This is a genomic window from uncultured Winogradskyella sp. (assembly GCF_937958655.1).
GTDB lineage: Bacteria > Bacteroidota > Bacteroidia > Flavobacteriales > Flavobacteriaceae > Winogradskyella.
The window spans coordinates 1-21539 of sequence record NZ_CALGNH010000043.1 but is presented as its reverse complement, the minus strand read 5'-3'; the positions used below and the strand labels follow the sequence as shown (position 1 = coordinate 21539).

26 protein-coding genes are annotated in these 21539 nt (G+C 32.7%); 15 read left to right on the top strand and 11 right to left on the bottom strand.

What is annotated here, in order from left to right; translation table 11 throughout:
* Window positions 1-540: 540 nt before the first annotated feature.
* On the top strand, window positions 541-858 hold the full coding sequence (locus tag Q0800_RS09270) for an HPF/RaiA family ribosome-associated protein (protein ID WP_299129082.1): 318 nt from the start codon (window positions 541-543) through the stop codon (window positions 856-858).
* Window positions 859-993: 135 nt separating this feature from the next.
* Here the strand turns inward: Q0800_RS09270 and Q0800_RS09265 are convergent, their stop codons facing one another.
* Window positions 994-2076 carry a DNA topoisomerase IB gene (locus Q0800_RS09265; protein ID WP_299129081.1) on the bottom strand — a complete coding sequence of 361 codons (1083 nt, stop codon included), beginning with the start codon at window positions 2074-2076 and terminating at the stop codon, window positions 994-996.
* 574 nt (window positions 2077-2650) lie between these two features.
* Here Q0800_RS09265 and Q0800_RS09260 point away from each other — a divergent pair.
* The 4 genes from Q0800_RS09260 (at window position 2651) to Q0800_RS09245 (ending at window position 6369) form a co-directional block, all read left to right on the top strand.
* The gene (locus tag Q0800_RS09260) at window positions 2651-2797 is read left to right on the top strand and encodes a hypothetical protein (protein ID WP_299129079.1); all 147 of its coding nucleotides are present in this window, start codon (window positions 2651-2653) and stop codon (window positions 2795-2797) included.
* Window positions 2798-2802: 5 nt separating this feature from the next.
* Window positions 2803-3678 carry a YihY/virulence factor BrkB family protein gene (locus tag Q0800_RS09255; RefSeq protein WP_366518838.1) on the top strand — a complete coding sequence of 292 codons (876 nt, stop codon included), beginning with the start codon at window positions 2803-2805 and terminating at the stop codon, window positions 3676-3678.
* Between the two features lie 445 nt (window positions 3679-4123).
* Entirely contained in the window at window positions 4124-4687 is a 564-nt protein-coding gene (locus Q0800_RS09250) for a type 1 glutamine amidotransferase domain-containing protein (protein ID WP_299129077.1), read from the top strand.
* 158 nt (window positions 4688-4845) lie between these two features.
* On the top strand, window positions 4846-6369 hold the full coding sequence (locus Q0800_RS09245; protein WP_299129075.1) for a GH3 auxin-responsive promoter family protein: 1524 nt from the start codon (window positions 4846-4848) through the stop codon (window positions 6367-6369).
* Here the strand turns inward: Q0800_RS09245 and Q0800_RS09240 are convergent.
* Together Q0800_RS09240 and Q0800_RS09235 are read right to left on the bottom strand one after the other, a co-directional pair.
* Window positions 6366-6938: a hypothetical protein gene (locus tag Q0800_RS09240; protein WP_299129074.1), complete on the bottom strand. Its 573-nt coding sequence runs from the start codon at window positions 6936-6938 to the stop codon at window positions 6366-6368. The genes Q0800_RS09245 and Q0800_RS09240 overlap by 4 nt on opposite strands.
* Window positions 6939-7055: 117 nt before the next feature.
* A complete protein-coding gene (locus tag Q0800_RS09235) occupies window positions 7056-7520 on the bottom strand; it encodes a hypothetical protein (RefSeq protein WP_299129073.1) in 465 nt (154 codons plus the stop codon).
* A 398-nt stretch (window positions 7521-7918) separates the two neighbouring features.
* Between Q0800_RS09235 and Q0800_RS09230 the strand changes: the two genes are divergently transcribed.
* The 3 genes from Q0800_RS09230 to Q0800_RS09220 all read left to right on the top strand — a co-directional run bounded on the left by Q0800_RS09230 (window position 7919) and on the right by Q0800_RS09220 (window position 10977).
* Window positions 7919-8329 carry a hypothetical protein gene (locus tag Q0800_RS09230; protein WP_299129072.1) on the top strand — a complete coding sequence of 137 codons (411 nt, stop codon included), beginning with the start codon at window positions 7919-7921 and terminating at the stop codon, window positions 8327-8329.
* 69 nt (window positions 8330-8398) lie between these two features.
* Entirely contained in the window at window positions 8399-9883 is a 1485-nt protein-coding gene (locus tag Q0800_RS09225; RefSeq protein ID WP_299129070.1) for a hypothetical protein, read from the top strand.
* Window positions 9880-10977: a DUF748 domain-containing protein gene (locus Q0800_RS09220; protein ID WP_299129069.1), complete on the top strand. Its 1098-nt coding sequence runs from the start codon at window positions 9880-9882 to the stop codon at window positions 10975-10977. Before Q0800_RS09225 ends, Q0800_RS09220 begins: the two co-directional genes overlap by 4 nt.
* A gap of 166 nt (window positions 10978-11143) precedes the next feature.
* On the opposite strand, the gene Q0800_RS09215 is transcribed toward Q0800_RS09220, so the two are convergent.
* Window positions 11144-11341, bottom strand: a complete 198-nt coding sequence (locus tag Q0800_RS09215; RefSeq protein WP_299129068.1) for a hypothetical protein — start codon at window positions 11339-11341, stop codon at window positions 11144-11146.
* 28 nt (window positions 11342-11369) lie between these two features.
* Entirely contained in the window at window positions 11370-11531 is a 162-nt protein-coding gene (locus tag Q0800_RS09210) for a DUF1328 family protein (protein ID WP_299129067.1), read from the bottom strand.
* A 176-nt stretch (window positions 11532-11707) separates the two neighbouring features.
* Between Q0800_RS09210 and Q0800_RS09205 the strand changes: the two genes are divergently transcribed.
* Both Q0800_RS09205 and Q0800_RS09200 read left to right on the top strand, forming a co-directional pair.
* The gene (locus Q0800_RS09205; RefSeq protein ID WP_299129066.1) at window positions 11708-12748 is read left to right on the top strand and encodes an AraC family transcriptional regulator; all 1041 of its coding nucleotides are present in this window, start codon (window positions 11708-11710) and stop codon (window positions 12746-12748) included.
* 119 nt (window positions 12749-12867) lie between these two features.
* A complete protein-coding gene (locus tag Q0800_RS09200) occupies window positions 12868-13896 on the top strand; it encodes an AraC family transcriptional regulator (RefSeq protein ID WP_299129065.1) in 1029 nt (342 codons plus the stop codon).
* On the opposite strand, the gene Q0800_RS09195 is transcribed toward Q0800_RS09200, so the two are convergent.
* The gene (locus Q0800_RS09195) at window positions 13886-14602 is read right to left on the bottom strand and encodes an SOS response-associated peptidase family protein (protein WP_299129064.1); all 717 of its coding nucleotides are present in this window, start codon (window positions 14600-14602) and stop codon (window positions 13886-13888) included. The two genes, Q0800_RS09200 and Q0800_RS09195, sit on opposite strands and share 11 nt — an antisense overlap.
* Window positions 14603-14839: 237 nt before the next feature.
* Here Q0800_RS09195 and Q0800_RS09190 point away from each other — a divergent pair, with 237 nt between their 5' ends.
* Complete coding sequence (locus tag Q0800_RS09190; RefSeq protein WP_299129062.1) at window positions 14840-15865, top strand: helix-turn-helix transcriptional regulator; 1026 nt, start codon at window positions 14840-14842, stop codon at window positions 15863-15865.
* Here the strand turns inward: Q0800_RS09190 and Q0800_RS09185 are convergent.
* Entirely contained in the window at window positions 15862-16119 is a 258-nt protein-coding gene (locus Q0800_RS09185) for a hypothetical protein (protein WP_299129060.1), read from the bottom strand. The genes Q0800_RS09190 and Q0800_RS09185 overlap by 4 nt on opposite strands.
* 249 nt (window positions 16120-16368) lie before the next feature.
* Between Q0800_RS09185 and Q0800_RS09180 the strand changes: the two genes are divergently transcribed.
* A complete protein-coding gene (locus Q0800_RS09180) occupies window positions 16369-16578 on the top strand; it encodes a DUF2945 domain-containing protein (RefSeq protein WP_299129058.1) in 210 nt (69 codons plus the stop codon).
* 9 nt (window positions 16579-16587) lie between these two features.
* On the opposite strand, the gene Q0800_RS09175 is transcribed toward Q0800_RS09180, so the two are convergent.
* Entirely contained in the window at window positions 16588-17463 is an 876-nt protein-coding gene (locus tag Q0800_RS09175) for a mechanosensitive ion channel family protein (protein ID WP_299129057.1), read from the bottom strand.
* Between the two features lie 413 nt (window positions 17464-17876).
* Here Q0800_RS09175 and Q0800_RS09170 point away from each other — a divergent pair, with 413 nt between their 5' ends.
* Window positions 17877-18584 (top strand): flavodoxin family protein, encoded by a 708-nt coding sequence (locus tag Q0800_RS09170; protein ID WP_299129056.1) that lies wholly within the window; start codon window positions 17877-17879, stop codon window positions 18582-18584.
* Window positions 18585-18904: 320 nt separating this feature from the next.
* Window positions 18905-19942, top strand: coding sequence for an AraC family transcriptional regulator (locus tag Q0800_RS09165; RefSeq protein WP_299129055.1), 1038 nt, complete (start codon window positions 18905-18907; stop codon window positions 19940-19942).
* Between the two features lie 22 nt (window positions 19943-19964).
* On the opposite strand, the gene Q0800_RS14170 is transcribed toward Q0800_RS09165, so the two are convergent.
* From Q0800_RS14170 to Q0800_RS09155, 3 genes are read right to left on the bottom strand one after another with little or no spacing between them, the layout of a single operon-like run.
* Window positions 19965-20168 (bottom strand): DUF6327 family protein, encoded by a 204-nt coding sequence (locus tag Q0800_RS14170; protein ID WP_366518839.1) that lies wholly within the window; start codon window positions 20166-20168, stop codon window positions 19965-19967.
* A complete protein-coding gene (locus Q0800_RS09160) occupies window positions 20161-20514 on the bottom strand; it encodes a phage holin family protein (protein WP_299129054.1) in 354 nt (117 codons plus the stop codon). Before Q0800_RS09160 ends, Q0800_RS14170 begins: the two co-directional genes overlap by 8 nt.
* Window positions 20514-20843, bottom strand: coding sequence for a YtxH domain-containing protein (locus Q0800_RS09155; protein WP_299129052.1), 330 nt, complete (start codon window positions 20841-20843; stop codon window positions 20514-20516). The genes Q0800_RS09160 and Q0800_RS09155 overlap by 1 nt, the downstream gene beginning before the upstream one ends.
* Window positions 20844-21018: 175 nt before the next feature.
* Between Q0800_RS09155 and Q0800_RS09150 the strand changes: the two genes are divergently transcribed.
* Window positions 21019-21183 carry a hypothetical protein gene (locus Q0800_RS09150; protein ID WP_299129050.1) on the top strand — a complete coding sequence of 55 codons (165 nt, stop codon included), beginning with the start codon at window positions 21019-21021 and terminating at the stop codon, window positions 21181-21183.
* Window positions 21184-21539 lie beyond the last annotated feature (356 nt).

Here is a 21539-nt window from a genome sequence, read left to right as displayed (position 1 = left end):
AGATAAACCAAAACCACAAAAAAACGCTCAAGCTCACTTGAGCGTTTTTTTGTGGTTTTATTTTAAGCACGGAGTACTATTAGTATATGCAATCTTTTCGCAATTACTGATAAACCAAAGCCTTTGTAAATTGCAAATGCGTTTATTTATATATCTTAATTCAAATTGTAGTTAGAATTTGGTTAACAGATATTTTTGGTTGCTTTTATCCATTTGTGGGTTGATTAGATTATTTGTTAAAATTACCACCTGTCACTTTAATTTTCTGTATAAAGACTCAACCCAGCTTTTATCTAAAACTAATTATGGCAAAGTACCTCTGTTGTACGCACAAAATTCTTTAGCAACGAAAATCTTTGAACGTATTGTAAGCCTAAATATAAATTACTAGAGGGTTTTTAGTTGGTTTATTAGAAATTCTTTTAAGTACAATGTTACCCTTGCTAAAGCTTTTGAATCAATGATTCTATCATTTGAATAAACCTTTAGATATCCAATCTTATAATTTAGCGTACAGATAAAACAATAAACAAGTTTAAGATGAAAGACTTTCAAGTTATTTTCAATTATGTAGATATAAACAGATCACAAAGTTTAGAAGCATTCTTAAAAAAGGAGCTAACTTCTCTAAGTGAAAAATATAATTTTATACATAGAGCAGATGTTTTTTTAAGAAGAGACAACCGAAGCGATGGAAAAAATAGCCTTTGTGAGATAAGGTTAAGCGCGCCCGGGCCAAGATTATATGCAGACACTAATGCAGAAGATTTTAGAAGTGCAACTAAAGAAACTATTAGGGATTTAACAGACCAATTACAGAAAAGGAAACGTGAATTTACAGCAGGTATAGGGTCATGAGAAAATTATTAAAAGTAGCTCTAGTATTAACAAAAGGAAGGAAAGGCAAATTAATTTTATTGGGTGTACATGCGGCTTATACAGGCTATAAAATTCTTAGAAAAAAGAAATAACTATTAGCCTATTTGTATTTATCTAACTAAAAGATGGCTTGTATGATTTTAAAAGTGATAACAATGCAATTTCTGAGTTGGAATACCATTTAGCATTAGAGCTATCTATATTTACCTTTTTAAAAAATTTTTCAATTGTCCCATTTTCGTAAGCAGTTACAATGTATGGATGTACATAATAATTACGGCATACATTACGAGAATTGCCTAAGCCTTTTGCGGCCATATCTAAAGCCGTTAAAATGTTGTTTTTTATAATCTTTTTACTTTTGCTCCTAGACATATCGTACAGTGCATCGAAAAAAATTAAAGAGGCAGCCCAGGTTCTAAAATCCTTAGAACTAAAAGAGTATCCAGAAATTTTATGAATATAATCATTAACTAAGCCACTGTCCACGCTGTGCTTTTCTCCAGTTGCGTCATAATATTTAAAAAGTTCCCATCCAGGAATTTCCTCACACTGGTTTACTAAGCGCACCAACTTTTTATTCCTTAAAGTAACCTTATGTTTTTTCCCTTTTTTACCCACAAACTCAAACCGTAGTCGTTCTTTATAAAGATTTATATGTCTCTTGCGCATGGTAGATAGACCATAGGTTTTATTTCTTTTAGCATATTGCTCATTTCCTATTCGTATATGCGTCTCCTCCATTAACTTAACTATAAGTGCTACGACTTTGTTTTTGGGCCAACCTTCTCTTTTTAAATCCTTGTCAACCTGTGCTCTTATTTTAGGAAGACTTTCCGCAAAAGAAACCAGCTTGTAGAACTTTGTCTGGTTACGTATTTTCATCCAGTCCTCGTGGTACCTATACTGTCTTCGGTTTTTTTTATCTCTACCTACGGCTTGTAAATGACCATTAGGCAGCTCAGTAATCTTCACTTTTTTCCAAGCAGGCGGAATTACCAAACTATTTATTCTATCAAGTTCACGCTTTTCCGTTACCGTTTTATCGTGCAATAAATAGCAAAAACCTGAATCTCTTTTTTTTCTTACAATGTGCATGTCATTAACATTTACATAAATTAAATCCAATTCTTCAATCGCTATTTGTGGTTTTGTTAGAAGGGAATTGTAGAAATTTTGATTTAAGGTTTTTGCCATAATACTGTTTGTTTCTATTTTATTTATAATCAATTAATTTTGTCCAACTCGCTGTTTTACGTGAAAACCAATGCTGTCAATTTCATCTTTCTCAAACCTATTAAAGGAGCTAATGACAAAATTTACAAGGTCATCCTCTTTTATTGGCACTGCCACAGAGTTTGATATCCCGAGGCTTACCTAGAAATTAAAAACAGGTTTTCCAACGAATACCTCATGAACCTGCCCCAAGGTAGTTTACCTTTTCTAGTCTTTCTTATTCCATTACAAGAGATTACACATGCATAGATTATTTATTCTTTAAACCACTATACGGTATTACAATAGCTAGGTCTTAGTCAGCAATAAATTGTAAATCACGCTTTAACATATCCGTAGCTATGGTAAATACGCTACGGTATTGGGTCTATGAAACAAAATAAAGAATATGGAATGTAAAAGCTTTATCATATAACTGTTAATTGTAACCCATTTGGTTTTTTAATGCGCTTTAATTGAAATGAGTATAAAAATAATTTGATAAAGTTAATGGAGTTTAAACTACTTTTTCACCTTTGCAAAAAACGCAAATATTATGGATAAGGATAAGAACGGTAAAAACTTTAGAATTAATGACAAAATGGTCGGTGACAAAATATCTAAAGACAAGACAAACGATAAAAATAATGATGGTAATAAAAATGGCAATACCTTTGAAATTAACGATAGTTCAGCAAAATAGAGTTGGTGACATCCAAAAAATTTAAACTAAAAGATAGTCTAAGTTTAATTTTAGAAACTTACAAGGCTTGGTATGGTAAAGACCCTTTTAGACTTAGTGCTGTAATTGCATATTACGCAGTTCTCTCGCTCCCAGGGCTGTTAGTGATAATTGTTAATATAGTTGGAGCCATTTGGGGTTATGAGATTGTTCAAGGACAATTAACGAGTGAGATTTCAAACGCTTTGGGGCAAGATGCCGCTGCCGCTATACAGTCGATGATTGTAGAGACACAAAATGAGAAGAAAAGTTTAGTTGCTACAGCTCTGGGACTGCTTACTTTACTTTACGGTGCAACCGGAGTTTTCTATCATCTGCAATTATCCATAAATGAAATATGGAATTTAAAGCCCAACCCAAAATCTACATTTATAAAACTTTTATTAGACAGAGCGCGTAGTTTTGCTTTTATAATGGTCGTTGGTTTTTTGTTATTAATCAGTTTTATTGTTACGGCTGCAATTACCGCCCTAAATGATTATTTAAAAAGTATGCTGCCCGAGTTTGTAGTTTATATTGCTTTTCTTTTAGACTCCATAGTTTCCATAGGTATCATAACTGTATTGTTTGCACTAATTTTTAAGTATTTGCCAGATACCAAAATAAAGTGGAAATCAGTCTGGGTGGGAGCAATTATTACAGCTATTTTATTTGTTTTAGGTAAGTTTCTGCTGAGTTTTTATTTTGGACAAGCTAACCCAGGCTCAACCTACGGAGCTGCTGGGACTATAGTTCTTATATTACTATGGGTTTCTTATTCTTGTCTTATCCTATTCTTTGGGGCACAATTTACAATGGTATTTGCTGCAAGATATGGTTCTAATCGCAGACAATTAAGGTAAAAAACAAGACATAATTCGCGCTCAAACCTTCATGGGCCTCTTCAAAATAGTAGAAATTAATGGTTTAAGCATACATTAATTCAGTGTTACTAATATTCCAAGCTACATTTTTTCAAAGCATCCTTAAGTACCAAATATTTAAAGTAAATAACGATTAGCTATAGCGAACATATTTGTATGCTAAGAGCACTTTTTTAAGTGATGCGGTTTTTATATTTGAATTGTAAATGAATCATAGGGGAACGACCATTTTTTTGGCAAGTTGATATACTCTCTGGAGCTTATCTACCCCCAGAATACACACGTGTAAAAGGGCTCCTGTTTCGGGAGTCCTTTTTATTTGCTTTATATAAAACTTCTTTTTCAAACAAGTTAACAATCCATTTTTTTGAGGAAAGCGTGTCTTTTTAACCTAACTAAATTTGAAAAACAAAAAATATATACTATGAAACTTCAAAACAAAAATGTAGCTATACTGGCTACCGATGGATTCGAGAAATCTGAACTTTTTAAACCTATGAACGCACTTAAGGAAGAAGGCGCAAACGTACACATTATCTCTGTTAAAGAAGGAAAAATTAAAAGCTGGGATGGTAACAATTGGGGAGATTCAATAAAGGTGGACAAACTGGTGAGTGAAGTAGCGGCAGACGATTACCACACCTTGGTGTTACCAGGCGGTGTGGCAAACCCAGATTTGCTTCGAACAAATGAAAATGCACTAACCTTCATTAAAGACTTTTTTGAGCAAAGTAAACCTGTTGCGGCCATATGTCATGCTCCATGGCTTTTAATAAGTGCTGGTGTAATTGAAAATAGAAACGTAACATCGTACCACAGCATTAAAGATGACGTGATAAATGCCGGAGCCAATTGGGTAGATGAAGCTGTAGTTGTAGATGAGGGACTAACCACAAGTAGAAATCCAGAAGATTTACCCCAGTTTATTGACAAAGTTATCGAAGAGCTTTGCGAGGGTAAACATGAAGGTCAAGTTGTAAACGCATAAAAAAGAATTTTAATTTCATTGGCACCGCCAATGGGTTTAATAGCCCGAGGCTTGTCTTGAAAATGAAGATAGGTTTTCTAACCAACGCCTCGTGGGCTTGCCCCGAGGTAGTTTACTAGGGGCAGGCTGCCTAGTCTGCCCTTTAATTAAAATAGGATATGGCTATAATTGGAGGTATTATAAAAGGAGTAATAGATTTAACGGATAATTTGTCTTCGGTTAGTAACCCTGTAGAAGAGCAAAAAATTGTGCTAAAAGAGTTATTAACTTCTGCATCTGACACTAATTTTGGAAATAGATATGCCTTTAAAGACATATTAGATTCATCAAATTTTCAAAAAGAGTATGCGCTAAAAGTACCTTATCATGACTACGATAAGATTTCTAAAGAATGGTGGGGAGAAGTCGTAGCGGGAAAGGAAAATATTACTTGGTCTGGCAACCCAGAATATTTTGCATTAAGCTCTGGAACTACTGGTAAAAAAAGCAAGCGTATCCCCGTTACTGATGCTATGATAGCCTCAATAAAAAATGCAGGAATTAAACAGGTTTTGGCGCTGTCCAACTTTAATTTACCTACTAATTTTTTTGAAAAAGAAATTATGATGCTCGGTAGTTCTACAGATTTAGAAGAAAGAGGAGTACATCAAGAAGGGGAAATAAGTGGTATTAGTGCCAGTAATATTCCTTTTTGGTTTAAAGGTTATTACAAACCAGGAGAGGCTATTGCCAAAATAGATGACTGGGATGCCCGCGTTCTGGAAATTGCTAAACAAGCAAAAAATTGGGACATTGGTGCTTTAAGCGGAATACCATCATGGATGGAATTGATGCTAAAGAAAGTCATTGACTATAATAATTTAGACCATATTCACCAGATTTGGCCTAACCTTACGGTATATACCTCGGGTGGTGTAGCGTTTGATCCCTATGAAAAAAGCTTTAATGCCTTGTTGGGTAAACCAATTCAGGTTATCGACACCTATTTGGCTTCCGAAGGTTTTATAGCTTTTCAAAGTCGTCCAGAGACCTCTGCTATGAAATTAATTACCGATAATGGTATTTATTTTGAATTTGTTCCTTTTAAACCAGAATATATAAATCAAGACGGGTCGCTAACTAATAATGCACCTTCTTACACTTTAGATGAGGTAGTTTTGCAACAAGACTATGTTTTAATTATCTCCACCGTTGCTGGGGCTTGGCGCTATATTATTGGTGATACAATTCAGTTTACTGATGTGGAAAGAGCGGAAATTAAAATAACTGGGAGAACAAAATTTTTCCTTAATACAGTAGGCTCTCAACTTTCTGTAAATAAGTTAAACGATGCATTAAAAAGCTTAGAAGCAGATTTTAATCTTAAAATACCGGAATATACCTTGTGCGCAAAACGTTATGATGATGGTTTTTACCACACTTGGTATTTAGGTTGCGATACACCTATTAATGAAGAAAAAGTTGCTAAAGCTCTTGATAATTATCTTAAAAGCGCGAATAAAAATTATGATGTAGCAAGAAGCAAAGCCCTAAAGGGGGTTAAAGTTCATATGACTAATCCTAAAATTTTTACCGAGTGGAGTGGTGCCAATAAGAAAAAAGGAGGCCAAGTAAAAATGGAACGGGTAATGGGAGAAGAGCGATTTGCCGAATGGGAAAGCTTCGTAAAAGAGGCAGTTTAGAGAGAGTTATTCAAAGAATCCATTTTTTTAATCATTTCCATTATTTCTTCGGGAGATAGGTAATACTCGCGTATCTTGTTTTTATAATTTTCATCTATAGCCGCGTTATCAAGAATAAAACGTTTTGTTTGTATAATGTAGTCGCCCATTCCTTTACTAACTGCAAAAGAATCTGCAGCTCTCTCTGCTTTTTTCACATGCTCTTTTAATAAAACATATCTTATTCCAAAACGTATTAAATTTATGGCATTTCTTTCTTGATAATCTTTTACGTGTCCCAACTCATGGCCTATCCAACCAATAAGTATGTTAGACGGTATGTTTATAGTTTTAAATTCGTTACCTGTTATTTTAAATTTTTCACTTATTAGTATTTTATATCCCCTTTTGTTTTTATTCCTAAAAATACTACCCATTGTTGGTTGGGCTTGCATAACAGATTTTTTAATATTTTTTTTAAATTTAAATTCAATCGGTATTTGTTCAAGTTCTGGGTAAAATGCAAGAGCCGTTAATACTTCTTTTTCAATACTTTTTGGGATTATTTTTTTAGGCTTAGAAAAAACCATGTAACTTATAATTATTAAGAGAACAATTAGTAAAAGTTGCTTTATTCTTTTTCTCAAAACGATAAGGGATAGAAAAAGAGCTATGGTTTATAGCTCTTTTAATTATTGTTTTTTACTTTAGAATTGATATCGAATACCTAGGGCGATATCTAAATCTAAATCATTTGAAAACTGGTCGTTAAATCCGAGTTCGGGCCTTATATCCAATGATAGAAGTAAAGGAAAATCGAAATTATACTCAATGCCCAAATCTCCTGCTACCAAGGCAAATGTGCCGTCATTTTCACCAGCATCAAAAGAGCCTAAACCTCCACCTGCACCTACATACCAATTAAAACCTCCGTCTATGGGCATTACCCACTGGTAAAGCCCGACCAATTTAAAGGCATCTACGTTGTTAGAACTTCTAAAACCCAAATCAAACTCTAATCTGTTGTTTTCTTTTAAATAGCGTTGGTAAGATATTTCTCCACCAAAACCATCATTATCACCAACGCGTAACCCTAACGCATTTTTTGAAATTGTCTGCGCACTTGCTGTTGTTGTCGCCGCTAAAAGTAAATAAAATACTATTTTTTTCATGTTTTAATTTTAAACCAAAAATAGGAATATAACATAGCTTTAATTACCTCATTTACTATAAGGATTGCCGCAAAACAAAAAGTTATTTATAGAATAACAATAGTTGGTAAACAGCAGTTCTTTTTTATTGGCATAGCCAAATGGTTTAATAACCCCGAGGCAATTTACTTTATTTAGTAAATAGCTAAAATTCAATATCCTAGACTTTTAGATGTAGCGTCCAATAGTTATTGCTGTAGTCGTCTATCTAATGCTTGTTGACGCTATGTTGCCTCAGTAAGCTATACTGTTAAGCAGATGTAATTATCAGGAAAATAGCAAGCTAATTAGTCAGTATTTATTGTATATGGGTTAATAATAGGTGTTATCGTAAACTACTTTTACCAAAAAAGAATACTATGGGAACAATAGCCAGCGATAAAAATGTAATTAAGCTTTTTTACAATTCAAAAGCGATAAATGACAATGAGGCAAAAGTTTATTTTAGTTCTTCGGACAAAAAAATACTTGCAATTGATACAGCCAAGGAAGAAATAACCCCAACACAATGGAGTCAATTACTAGAAGGTTTAGCTAAAGAACCCTTAGATTTAATAGATAAAAATCATGCTTCACTTAAAAAAATGGATGTCACTTTAGACGGTAGTTTTTCTATGGAAGATTGGCTAAAAATAATAACCAATAATCCAGAAATTATAATAGGTGTTATCGCCTTAATAGGTGAAAAGTATTTGTATTTTAAAACTCCGAAAGCTATTATAGAATTTATTGCTAACGATGCAGATAGCGCATATGACAAGAGAAATTAATCTTATAACGAGCCTTTGAATTTTATTAAAAGATATCGTATTTTAATACTAGCGGTCATTGTAATTTTTATGACAATTAAAGTTATTTTACCTCACCTAGTAAAAAACCATATTAACGAGCTCCTAGAATTAAATGAAAATTACGCAGGTAATGTAGAAAAAGTAAACTTAGAATTATTAGGTGCTGTTTGGACAATAACTAATATAAACTTTGAAACTACTAAACAACCAGAAAAGATAAAATTACAAACGGGTTGCCTTAGTGTAAAAGGTGTTAATCTTTACAAATTATTTTTTAAAAACGAGTTGCATATTAATACTTTAGAAGTTTTTAGCCCAAATTTAAAGTTGACCAAAGCCCTAGAAGGTAACAATCTAACATCATACCATAAGCCTCCATCTAATGCAATACGGATTAATAATTTTAAAATCTACGATGGTGTCTTTTTAAAAACTGGTAACCAACAAGATACCTTAGCTAGTTTGTCTTTAAAAAAACTAGTGGTTAAAGACATTGCGGTTAAAGCGTTACAAGACTTTACCTTTTTTAGTGATAAGCAATTGGAGCACCTTGCGGTAGAACGTTTTTATCTAAAACTTAATAAATTCGAAAATCTTCACATACCAAAGTTTTTTTTAGAACGTGGCGACTTAAAAATTAACGATTTAGCTATAAAAACACATTACAGTAAATCCATGTTAACAACAAAACTTTATAAAGAAAGGGACTATTTCGACTTCTTTGTAAAAAAAATTACGCTAGAAAATATCAATTTTACCTTCAAAAAAAATGAACCAGAACTAAAAATAAAAAAAGGTTTACTTAAAGATTTTACTTTAGAAGTTTTTAGAGATAAACTTTTACCTGATAATATCGTAAGCACAGCTTATTATGGGCAAATGCTTAGAAGTGTGCCTCTTAAGATGGCAACGGATAGTATAATACTGCAAAACGGAAACCTAGTCTATTCCGAAAGAATTGATTTATCTCGAGAACCATCAAAATTAAAATTTGATACTTTAGAAGGTACAATTTTAAATATATCCAATTACAAGAACACAAAAATTGAGACCAAATTAAGTTCTCGGCTAATGGGAGAAGCAGCCTTAACTATTAATTATAGCATGAAACCATTGGATACGTTGGAGACCTTTTTTGTTTCAGGTAGCATTAAAAATTTTAGAGCAAAACAGTTAGACGATTTTTTTAGGAGTAGTTTGCAAGCTACAGCTCAAGGTAGTGTGGATCAAATGTATTTTACTTTTAGCGGAGACAGGTATGCTGCAACCGGAGATGTAAAAATGAAGTATGAGGATTTTAAGTTAGAAGTTTTAAGAAAAGATTTATTAAAAATAAACAAAGTGCTGTCTTTTATAGGAAACCTATTGGTTAATGACGGTTCTAATAATGATGCCAATGGATACCGACATGGCGCAATAGCAACTAAACCAGATAGAACCAAATCTTTTCCTAACTATATTTGGACATGTTTAAAAGATGGTATAATTGAAACCATTACAGGTAAGGGTAAAAAGAAACAAAACAAGCTATGAGTAAGAATTTAAAAAGAAAGAGTTACCGAAAAAAGCGCTACATAATACCTGTAACTATAATAGTATTACTTATTATATTTAGATTATTATTACCTGTTATAGTTAAAGATTACGTAAACAAGGCACTAAACGACATACCAGGTTATAATGGTTCTGTAGCCGATATTGATATTGCTTTGCTAAGAGGTGCTTATGTAATCAATACTTTAAAATTGAATAAGGTAGATGCTACAACCGAGATACCATTTTTAAATTTCCCCAAAACGGATATCTCTATTGAATGGAAATCTTTGTTTAAAGGCAAGGTGGTAAGCGAAATCTATTTAAATTCTCCAGAATTTATTTATGTATTCGAAGATCAGCAACAAGAAGATGCTGCGGATGCAGATTTTAACGATTGGACAGACGCACTTACCGACATTGTTCCTATAGCTATTAATAATCTAGTAATTACTAACGGTAAAGCTGCTTTTCTGCAATTAAATGCTGATCCTAACATTGATTTACATTTTGCTAATATTGAATTGTATGCCAACAATCTAAGAAATGTGGTGCAAAAGCAACTAAATCTTCCATCTAAAATTTCTGCAACGGCAACATCTATTGGCAAGGGAAAAGTAATATTAAATGGTAAAATGGATTTGGTAAAGCAAATTCCAGACATGGACATGAGCTTTTCTCTGGAGAAGGCAAATGCAACTGCACTTAATGATTTTACTAGACATTATGCAGGTATAGATTTTGACAGCGGTAACTTTAACCTGTACAGTGAAATAGCTATCGCTAATGGGTTTTTAACAGGATACGTTAAACCAATCTTGAAAGACGCCAAACTCATAGGAGAAGGTGACGGATTTTTAAGCGTATTATGGGAAGGTTTTGTGGGCTTTTTTAAATTTTTACTTAAAAATAAGGGGAAGAATACCTTAGCAACAAGTGTACCTTTAGAAGGTAACTTAAATAATGTTCAAGGAAAAGTGTGGCCAACTATTTTTAATACGGTTAAAAATGGGTGGATAGAAGCCTTTAAGAATCAAGTAGATGGTAAAATAGATTTTAATGATGCTATTGAACGGGGGCAAGAAAATAAGTAAAAAGACCATTAGCGTACCTTTTAGATGCCATCATTACTGCCAATAGAGAGCTTAATAATTCGTGAATGCAAACCCGCTTAATAGCACTATTCTTAAGTGTTTTTTCTTAGGATCATAAAAAAAGCCCTGATGTAAAAATCAGGGCTAATTTTTTTAAATTATACTATTAATAGTCATCAGTTTCGCTTTCCACTTCTTCTTTAACACCATCAACGGCATCTTCAACATCCTCCCCAGCATCCTCTAGACCATCTCCAATTTCTTCTATAGCATCCTCAGCTTTTTCTTCTTTTGTTTCTCTGCACTGTGCTAATGTTAATACGGATAGTAATAGCACTGAAAATAATAATAATGATTTTTTCATTCCTTTTAATTTGACTGTTTATTATGTTTTATATTTTTTTTCTACCTCTAATAAGAGATACTATAAAGAATAGTATAAAGAGAAAGAATAGAATTTTAGCAATACTTGCTGCACCGGCTGCTATTCCTCCAAATCCAAAAATTCCGGCAATAATTGCTAAAACGATGAAAGTGATTGACCAACGTAACATACTTTTTTTTTTAGTTAGTGTTTGATTAACTCTTAATCAATACTTTATAAAATTCAGAATTAACTAGCATATCACTTAACTTTATCAATAATTATGTTGACTCATTACCTGTGGATACTTAAACATTTAAAGAAGTTTTCTCTTAATAGTAGTATATTTAGAGTTAACAATAAGATGTGGAGAAAGAAATACATATCATCAACAATAGTGCTAAACACTTTATTGAGATTATTGCCAAAGAATTGAATTCTGAGTTTGAAGAGGAAAATAGAGCATATTGCATGTCTTTTCCCAAAGATGTAGGCCATGGCTATATTAAGACCTATGATTTTGATTACGGAATTTTTGCTTACGAATTCGATTGTACCCTTAAAAAACCATTGCATTTTACGTTTGCTAAAGAAGTTGTTCAGCCTCTGGTAATTTTATTTAATAGAGAAGAAAAAATTACCTATTCTCATTCTGGTAGCGGTGATAAGACCATTAAACATTTAGAAAGTATGATGGCCTGCGCTGGTTTAAGCGATAGCAATAGTTTAAGAATACCCAAAGATTCGCCAGGTTGCTTTTTTGCAATTAGGATAGACAGAAAAACCTTTGAGGAAAAAATAGATTCTTTTCTTGCGGAAATGGACAATAATTTAGAGGAGATTTTTAGAGATTCCAATGGTGTAAACGCCTTGTTCTATCAAGGGTATTACAGCCTAGATATTGCTAAGTACATAGAGGAATATACTACTACAGAATTAACAGGTTTTATGCGCCATGTTTTTCAAGAAGGTAAAATTTATGAAATACTTACACATTACTTAAAGCAATATTTAGACGATACAAAAGAACCCGATAGTAGAAGAATTCTTAGGCAGAATACGGTAGATAAAATTGAAGAAGCTAGTACTATTATTCAAGAAGAGATGGCTGTTTTAGGCAGTATTCTTAGTATTGCCAAGCGTGTTGGATTAAATCAAAACACCCTGCAAGACGGCTTTAATTACTTGTTTAAAAAATCGGTAAACCAGTATATTAAAGATGTAAGAATGGATAAAGCTAAAGAGCTGATGGAGAACTCAGATTTGAATATCACCGAGATTACATATAAAATAGGAATTAATTCAAGAAGCTACTTCTCTAAAATTTTTAAAGAAAAGTTCGGAATCTCTCCCAAACAGTATATTTCTAAGCATAGGAAGCAAAATCAAACAAATCAATCTGCCTAGGTTTTAATAATTACTTAACAATTTAACTGATGTAACTATCCGATTTTGTTAGTTTAAATTTCAAAATTGTTAAACGTTTTTTGCTCCTTACAATTTCTTTGTAACGAAAAAGAAACGTTATGAAAGAGATTGTTTTAAAAAACCATCCTATAGATGATTTACTAAATCAATTAAATTATTTCTTAGAAGGAGAGATTGTTGAGCAAGGGGGAGTAAAATCGCTCGTTTTTAACAATATTCATGGAAAAGGAACTATAAGAACTATTTCATTTGATTGGGGGATATCACTAATTGATTATGATGTAAATTTTTTAAAGGACATCAAGATAGTATATGAGACTGGGGCGGAGCCCCCTTTGGAGTTCATTTTTATTTCGGAAGGAAAATTGGGCTATATTCAAGGAATAGACCCAGAAGAAGTGCAATTAGAGCGTTATCAAAATATTATAATTGCTCCAAAAAAGCAATCTAAGAAGACGCTTGTTTTTCCAAAGAGAGTAAATGTTCAGGTTAATATAATCCATATTCTTAAGAAACAATATGCTAAAAAGAAGCATAATAACTTGGCTTATTTTAATGATGTAATTCGTTCTGTTTTTAAAGATGAATCAGTAAACTTACCTTACAAGCATTTAGGAAATTTTAACCTAAAAATTGCAGATCACGTTAAGGAAATACGTGCAGACAAAACCTACGGAGCCATTAATGCACTGAGCATAGAAGGAAGGTTAAATATTATTTTGGCAATGCAGTTGTTAGAGCAACACAAATTTGAGACCGAAGACAAACTATCGGATTCCTTATCGGTATCAGACATTAAAAAAATCCATAAACTAGCAGGCTACATTGTAGATAATATTGCAGAACCAATTACCATTGCTATTCTGTCTGAAGAGTCTGGATTGAGCGCAAAGAAACTTCAGTTGGGGTTTAGAATGCTTTATGAGAAATCGGTTAATGAGTATGTAAAGAAAATTAAGTTAGAGATTTCTCGAGATTATTTAAAGAACACGGATTATTCTATATCTGAGGTGGTGTACAAAGTGGGTATAAAGAGTAGAAGCTACTTTTCTAAGATATTTAGTGAGCATTATGGAATATTACCCACCGAGTATAGAAAAAAAATTAAACTTAAATCTAGGAATTAGACAATCCTCCCTTTGGAATTTCATCGTAATAAACCGGTTGTAATAGTGAGTTATAAACGATTTTATTCTTAAAGAAATCGTTAGCAATGGGGTTTGCACGTAGTTTGGGTTTTGGAGGATTTTTAATTAGTTGTGCTATAGTGCTTTCTGTGGTTTTTTCAGACATCCAAGTTTCAACTACGCTATCGGTTATTATTATGGGCATCTGGTTATCTACGTTATGAAAGCTAGAGATGAATTTATTTGCTTTAGTGGTTATCGGTGAGCAACTTAAAAATCCATCATCAAGTTGGTTGTATATGCCGCCAATAAAAAATGATTTGTCGTTAGGTAAACTCACATAATAGGTATATACAGTTCCTTTTCTTAAAAGATAAGCGAAGAAGCCAGATACCAAAATAAGTGCGCGTCTGTGCTTGAGCGCAGGTTTCATCCATGAAACTGTTTGTAGTTGATGCAGATTAAGATTTAACGTATTTGAGATTTCTTGAAAAGTGCTCCAATCTTCTTTATAATCTTCTGGCATTAACCCCCAGATTGCAAGGTTAATTTCATCTTTATCCTCCATGGTCACAATAGATATTGTAGCCTCCGTAAGACCGTTAATGATTAGGTCAGGAACATAAAGATTTGGATACTTAAATCTAAGATTTAAATCTTTCTCAATCTTATTTTTTTCAACCGCATTTGAAAGTTTGTAAAACATACCTTAAAATATGGATGCAATTAAGCTTAAAAATCAGGTTTTAGTTGACTCAAAAAAAAATAATTGTAACACGTTTAAAATTAATTGTTTAGAGTTAGGTTTTATTTTTTTGCTTTATCCTTTAATACGTTAAACATTTCTTCGAAAATGTTAATGTGTAGTTCTTCAATAAGCTAATTTTGGACATACTAAATAAGTTTTTTTAAGAATAAGAAAACATCTTTAAATCAATCAAAAATGGAAAAAAGAAGACAGCGTGCGCATGATGAGTTGGATAAACTTTCTTTCCATATTAGGGGCGAAATTCAAAAAGAAGGAGAAAATTACACCTTAAATGTTGGTAACGAATCGGGTACAGGGGATGTTAAATGTATAAATTTTGATGACGGTCTGTTTTTTGTAGAGTTTGACCTTAAGTTAACGGAGGATACATATTTGCCACTGTCATCAGAAAATAATCAGGCTATTTATTTTCTGTATTGTTTTCAAGGGTATAGTTTTTATGCCACACAACACAATAATCACTTTGTAAAATTAAATGAGCTGCAGACAGCTATCGTAAAATCTGGAAAGGATTTTGCCGGAGGATTGGTCTTAAAAGCAAATTCTAATATTAAGCTATATTTATTGCGCATAGACACCGATACCTACTTTATTAAACATTCTGAAAACCCCACATTTATAGCCCAAAAATTAAAATCCTTCTTGATGGATTTAAGAAGGAAGCACAATCTGGTTCATTTAGGGCAATTGAATTTAGAAATAGCGGACTACGTAAAAAAAATGTCAAAAGCAAGGTACGTGGACACCTTATCTGGCCTTCTCTATTATGAAGGTTTGTGCATTCTTATACTGGCAAGCCATATTGAGCAATACAGAACAGAGACAAAAGGTAAGGTTAATTCTACTAAGCTAATTAAACGAGAGATTCAGAAAATAATGGATTTGGCTAATCAGATTGGAGAAGAACCCCAAATACCATATTCTGTTGAGTCTCTAAGCAAAAAATCTGGACTCGCAGCAGCTAAATTACAAGAAGGTTTTAAGTTTTTATACCAGAGAACAGTAGCGGATTACGTAAGAAATGCGCGATTAGAAATGGCTGAAAAATTATTGCGAGAAACCGATTTAAATATATCTGAGATAGTATATTCTGTTGGCTTAACTAGCAGAAGTTATTTCTGTAAAATTTTTAAGCAAAAATTTAATTGCAATCCAAAAAGTTATAAAAACAAAAACAATGTATTAATAGCCAAGCTTTAGTTGTAAAACCTGTTTCTTGACTTAAATTGTTGGATTCTTTTTAAAAATCTGCTTCTAAGTTCTGGGTTGTGATTTTCTTTAACTTGGTACATGTGTTCTAAAGGAATATCTATAAATCCTGATTCGTGAATCGTTTGGTCAATGTCATTAAGCAACTTCCCTTGGTTTTCTTCATAGTAATCGCTTACCACAATCATTATTAAAACTCCCAGACCAAAACCTATAGCCATACCAGTAAGTAATTCTAATATCATAACTTTTTTCTACAAAGCTATTTTATAAGCAAGGGAAAGATTATTTCATATGATAAATAAATTAACTTATTTACTATTTTAAAACCTTTTTTTAAGGTTATTTTTTTTAGGAATAGCAACCATTTTTTTTATTTAAAAAATCCACTTTTGTTATGTTTAGTTTGGTTACTCAGTGCACAACAGCTCTTTCCATATCTCCCTGTTTTTTAGCTAGAAAAGGCAGGGGTTGTGCACAAATATGTATTTATTATGATTAGAAAAGGAACAAAAGTAAAGTGGAAATGGGGCAAAGGATATGCTACAGGAAAAGTAGTGGAAACCTATACTGAAAGTGTTACTAAAACAATTTCAGGTACAAGTGTTACACGAAATGGAGCATCAGATAACAAAGCATTGTTTATAAAGCAAGAGGATGGAAGCAAGGTGCTTAAATCTGAAAATGAAGTTGAACGCGCTTAGCAAAAATTTCTAGTTTAATTTTTTTAGTATTTCTTCGGGTATGTCTAAGGTGCGTATTGGGAAAGGGATATTAATTCCGCTAGCATCAAACGCTTTCTTTATTAAAATCATAGCTTCTGTTTTAGCTTTTGCCACCTCTAACGCCGAGGTAGAATTTATCCAGAATCGGGTTTCAAAATTTATCGCACTATCACCAAACTCCCTGTAAAGAAAAAGGATATCATCTTTTTCGGCTACTGCTTCAAAATTTTCTACAATAGTTTGTTTTATCAAACTTCTAACTTTCTCTAAATCTGAACCGTACCCAACACCACACTTTAAAATTACCCTAGACTGGGCAGTTGTAGAGTAGTTTTTTATTGGATTTTCTACCACCAACTTATTAGGAATATAGACTAAGTTATTATCCACCTGTTTTATAGTAACTACCCTTAGGTCTATATCTACAATTTCTCCTTCGTAGTCATTGGTTTCAATCCAGTCCCCGAATTTTATTTGTTTCACATAGGAGAGAATGATACCCGAATACGTATTTGTTAAAGCACCTTGTAGTGCAAGCCCTACTGCTAAGCCTGCAACACCAGCACCAGCCAATATTGTATTTAAAGCTTTACCTAGGTTAAGTATGCCTAGAACCAAGAAAAGACCAAATAATATAACAATAATAGAAACTATTTGAGAAAGTAACTGTTTCATACTTTGTTGCAAGCTACTTTTACTAGATAACTTGTAAACCAGTTTTTTAATATACCGTGAAAGTAGTATGGCAATAACAAATACCAATATTGCTAAAATTAAATTAGGTAGATTGGCAATAAAAGAATTAAACCAGCCGTCTAATTTATCCCACATCTTAACAAGCGCATTCTCAAATTTTTGTTCCATTTAATTAAATTCTTGAAGTATTCATTTTGTTTGGACTTTATTTATGGGCATCATCAAGGCGGTTAATGCCCTTAGGCTTGCCTTGAAATTGAAAAAATTTTTTAAAAGAGGCCTCTGTAGCATTGCCCCCAGAAAGTTTAACCTTAGAACATTTTTGCTAATAGCAAAGACCATAACATTAATCGAATAATTAAAAGCAATTGCTGTTTTCTTGCAAATTATGATAGCATTAAAAGATAACTTTAAGCTTTATTGGATACCGTTTTTAAATGCCAAAATTATTTAATGAATAGTCTTATTATTTGCTCATACAATTTAAATGGTAGCACAAATACGTATAAGAAATGAGTTCGTATTTATAGCAATAGGATTAACTAATTGGAACCTTATTAATTAAATTTAAAAAAAAGACCATGGACAAAAACTTTTCAGAACTCAAAGCTATTTTTATTAATTGTACCCTTAAGAATTCTTCTCAAAAAAGCCATACAGAAGGTTTAATGAAGGTTTCGACGAAGATTATGGAAGAAGAAGGGGTTATGGTAGAATATCTAAGACTTGCAGACTATAATATACCTGTTGGTTTACAGCCAGATATGACCAAAGAAGGCGCAACAAAAGACGATTGGCCTAAATTATACAATAAGATTAAAAATTCGGATATAGTGGTTATCGGTACGCCTATTTGGCTGGGTGAGAAATCTTCAGTTGCTTCAAAATTAATCGAGCGGTTGTACGGAATGAGTGGAGAGACCAATGCTAAAGGACAATATGTCTATTACGGAAAAGTAGGCGGGTGTATCATTACTGGGAACGAAGATGGCATTAAGCATTGTGCGATGGGCATCTTATATGCGCTTCAACATTTAGGATTTACTATTTCTCCACAAGCAGATGCAGGTTGGATAGGCGAAGCTGGACCAGGACCCAGCTACCTAGATAAGGAGGCAAATGCAAAGAATAATGAATTTACCAATAGAAATACCACTTTTATGACTTATAATCTCTTACATCTTGGTAAGATGTTGAAAGCCAATAAGGGAATACCTTCTTATGGAAATTCAAGAGAAGAATGGGATGATGGTACCAGATGGAATTTTGAAAATCCCGAGTACAGGTAGCTGCGCACTTGATAAAAGCGCATGTACCTAATTTATGAGCAGCATTATCTTAAAATTTGCGTACTTTAAAAATTAAACTTTTCTTGGTACCGCAAAATGGTTTAATACACTAAAACTTGCCTCTAAATTAAAATTATTTTTTACGAATACCTCGTAGATTTACTCCGAGATAGTTTACCACAAAACCCAGAGACTTACACTAAATCTTTCAAGCAAAAAATTAAAAGCGCTCTTAATTGAGCGCTTATTTTGTTTAATAGTGTTAACTTTAATGTTAAACAAAAAACTATCTTTAAAAAATAAATCAAATTGTAATTAAAATGATAACTATTAATATTACTGCTAAAGACACAGAAGGGACTGTTAGACAAATTAAGGATGTTATTGGTGGTGAGATTATGGAACGGTGGGGCGAATACTCTTTAACTATAGACAATGATAACGCAAAAGGTTCCATTAGATTCATTGATTTTGACTGGGGCGTTAGCCTTTTGGAATATGACTTAACTTTTTTTGATGAGGTAACTTTGATTATGGATGCGTCTAACTACAACCCAATACATTTTGCCTATTGTTTGGAAGGGTATTGTGAGCATAGATTTGATTACCAAAGTGATAACGAAATTAAAACTTTAGAACAATTTCAATCTGTAATTATTACGAGTAGAGAGGGAGGTTACAACTATGGGTATTTTCCAAAGGACAAAAAGCTAGCCATAAATGTTATTCAAGTAACAAGAAAACCTTTCTTAAAAAAGAGGCTAACTAGTGGAGAAAATTTAAATCAAAAGCTTTACGAAGTTTTTTTAGACACGGATCATGAAAAGGTTTTTGCCTACTATGGTTCTTATAATTTAAAATTAGCGGATAAGATTGGTGCTTTACGATTGGTAAAATCCACCGGTATGATCAGAATCATGCAAATTGAGGGGCTAGTATATCAAATTTTATCCATGCATATGCTACAGCATAATAGAGAGGTTAATAATAAAACCTTATCCACAACCTTATTAAAGCGAGAACTAAAGTTAATAAGAGCGTATGCTAAAAAAATAGAACAGAATATTTGTGTAGCATATACGCTAGAGGACATTGCTCACGATACCGGCTTAACCCAAGCTAAGTTGCAAGAAGGATTTAAGCTGTTATATAACAGAACTGTTACAGAATATATTAGGCATGCAAGGCTAGAAGTGGCTCGTGATTATATGACAAGCACAGAAATGAACATTTCAGAGATTGTATATTCGATTGGTTTTAGTAGTAGAAGCTATTTTTCTAAAATTTTTAAAGATAAGTTTGGTATTAGCCCAAGCGAATTTTTAAAGAAAAACAGAAAATCCGTAGTAGCAGCTTAATAAAAATTTATTTGAGCAGTTCTTAAAATATTTTCTTGAGCAAATACGCTATTCCAATCTTTTTAACAGGGCTCAAAAATTTGTTCAATAATGTCATCGGAGTCATTAGTTCTTCAAAGTCTTCTTTATTTTGGTGAAGAAGCTCGTAGCTAATGTCCCTTTTTAACTTCAAAATTTTTAGATCCTGTTTTATTTCGTTTATCGAACTGTATGTGGCTTTATTCATCATTAAAAACTGATTTTGAAAGTTTTAATATTACAAATTTCTCAATTTTTTTCCTTAAAAAATATAGTATCGCTATGAGTATAAAATAGCTCACTCCAACGCAGATGTACCCAAGCGCACTGTTATTTAACACCTCTCCTAAAAAAATTGCCAGTGCTAAGGATAGCAAAAGAAAACCCATTAAAGCAAAAAAACCGTATAAGGACAACTTTACAATGTTTGTTGTAAGTTCTGCCGAGTGCATAAATAGTTTTAACTTGTAGTACTCCCAAGAATGCTTAACGTATTCCTGAGAGTTGTCAAAAGACTCGGCACTTAGCGCACCTATATTTTTAGTTGCTCCCATTAAGAACGTTGTAATTTTCTATTTCTAGCCTTTAAATCTTTCAGCTTTGCCTCAAGTGTAGTTATAACATCTTCTGTCTTATAACTGGCGGAAGAAACTAAAGATTCCATTTTATCATCTAAGGACTCCTTTTTAGAGGTCAAAGTATCCGCAACCTGGTGTTTTAGCTGCGTTGTGCTTGTGGTTACATCGTCAACCAGTGCATTTGATTGTTCCACAAGTTTTTTTCTAGTCTCTGTGCCCTTATCCGGTGCAAAAAGTATTCCTAACGTTGCTCCTATGGCTGTTCCTGCTAATATTCCTAAAATAGTGTTACTGCTATCGCTCATAATTCTTATGTTTAAAATCTCTACAAAATTGATGAAACTTTTGGATTTGGATTAATGCTAATCAGCTAATTGTTAACTGATTTAAAAATATGGATTGCGTTAATGATACTTCCATATCAATCACTGAACAAAAGGTGTTTTCTGTAGTTTGCGTTTTAAAATAAAGCTAATTACAATGAAACAAGGAGAAGAGAATACAAAGTTTATTAAAGAAGAAGATGAGCAAACATCTAAATATATTTTTCAAAAAAACACTAAAACTAAATTTGGTTTTGTCTTTTTTGTAGTGGTATTAGTTGTTTTAATCTTAGGTGTAATACTCACAGGTTTTATATTGTAGCAAAATAAGATTTAACTATGTGATAAAACGTTAAGAGCATGTCGTTTTAAAATAAATCTACAACAGCTTTAAGCTACAGTACCAATTTCTTTTAAACCTTTACAATTACTACATTTGAGCAAGACTTTATTCTTTTAGAATTCAATCTTTGAGAAAGGTTTAAAAGGTTTTTAGTGCGTAGAAAAGATTAATAAGTGCATGTGAAAATAGTTAAAGCAAGATTTTTAGTATTAGTTACCAGCCTTTTTATGGTGCAAAGCTGTGCTGGACAAGGCAGGCTTATTGATGCGGAATTGGAGACCGTAACCAAATCGCATTTACAATACTATTTATATTACCCAGCGGAATATGAAGAA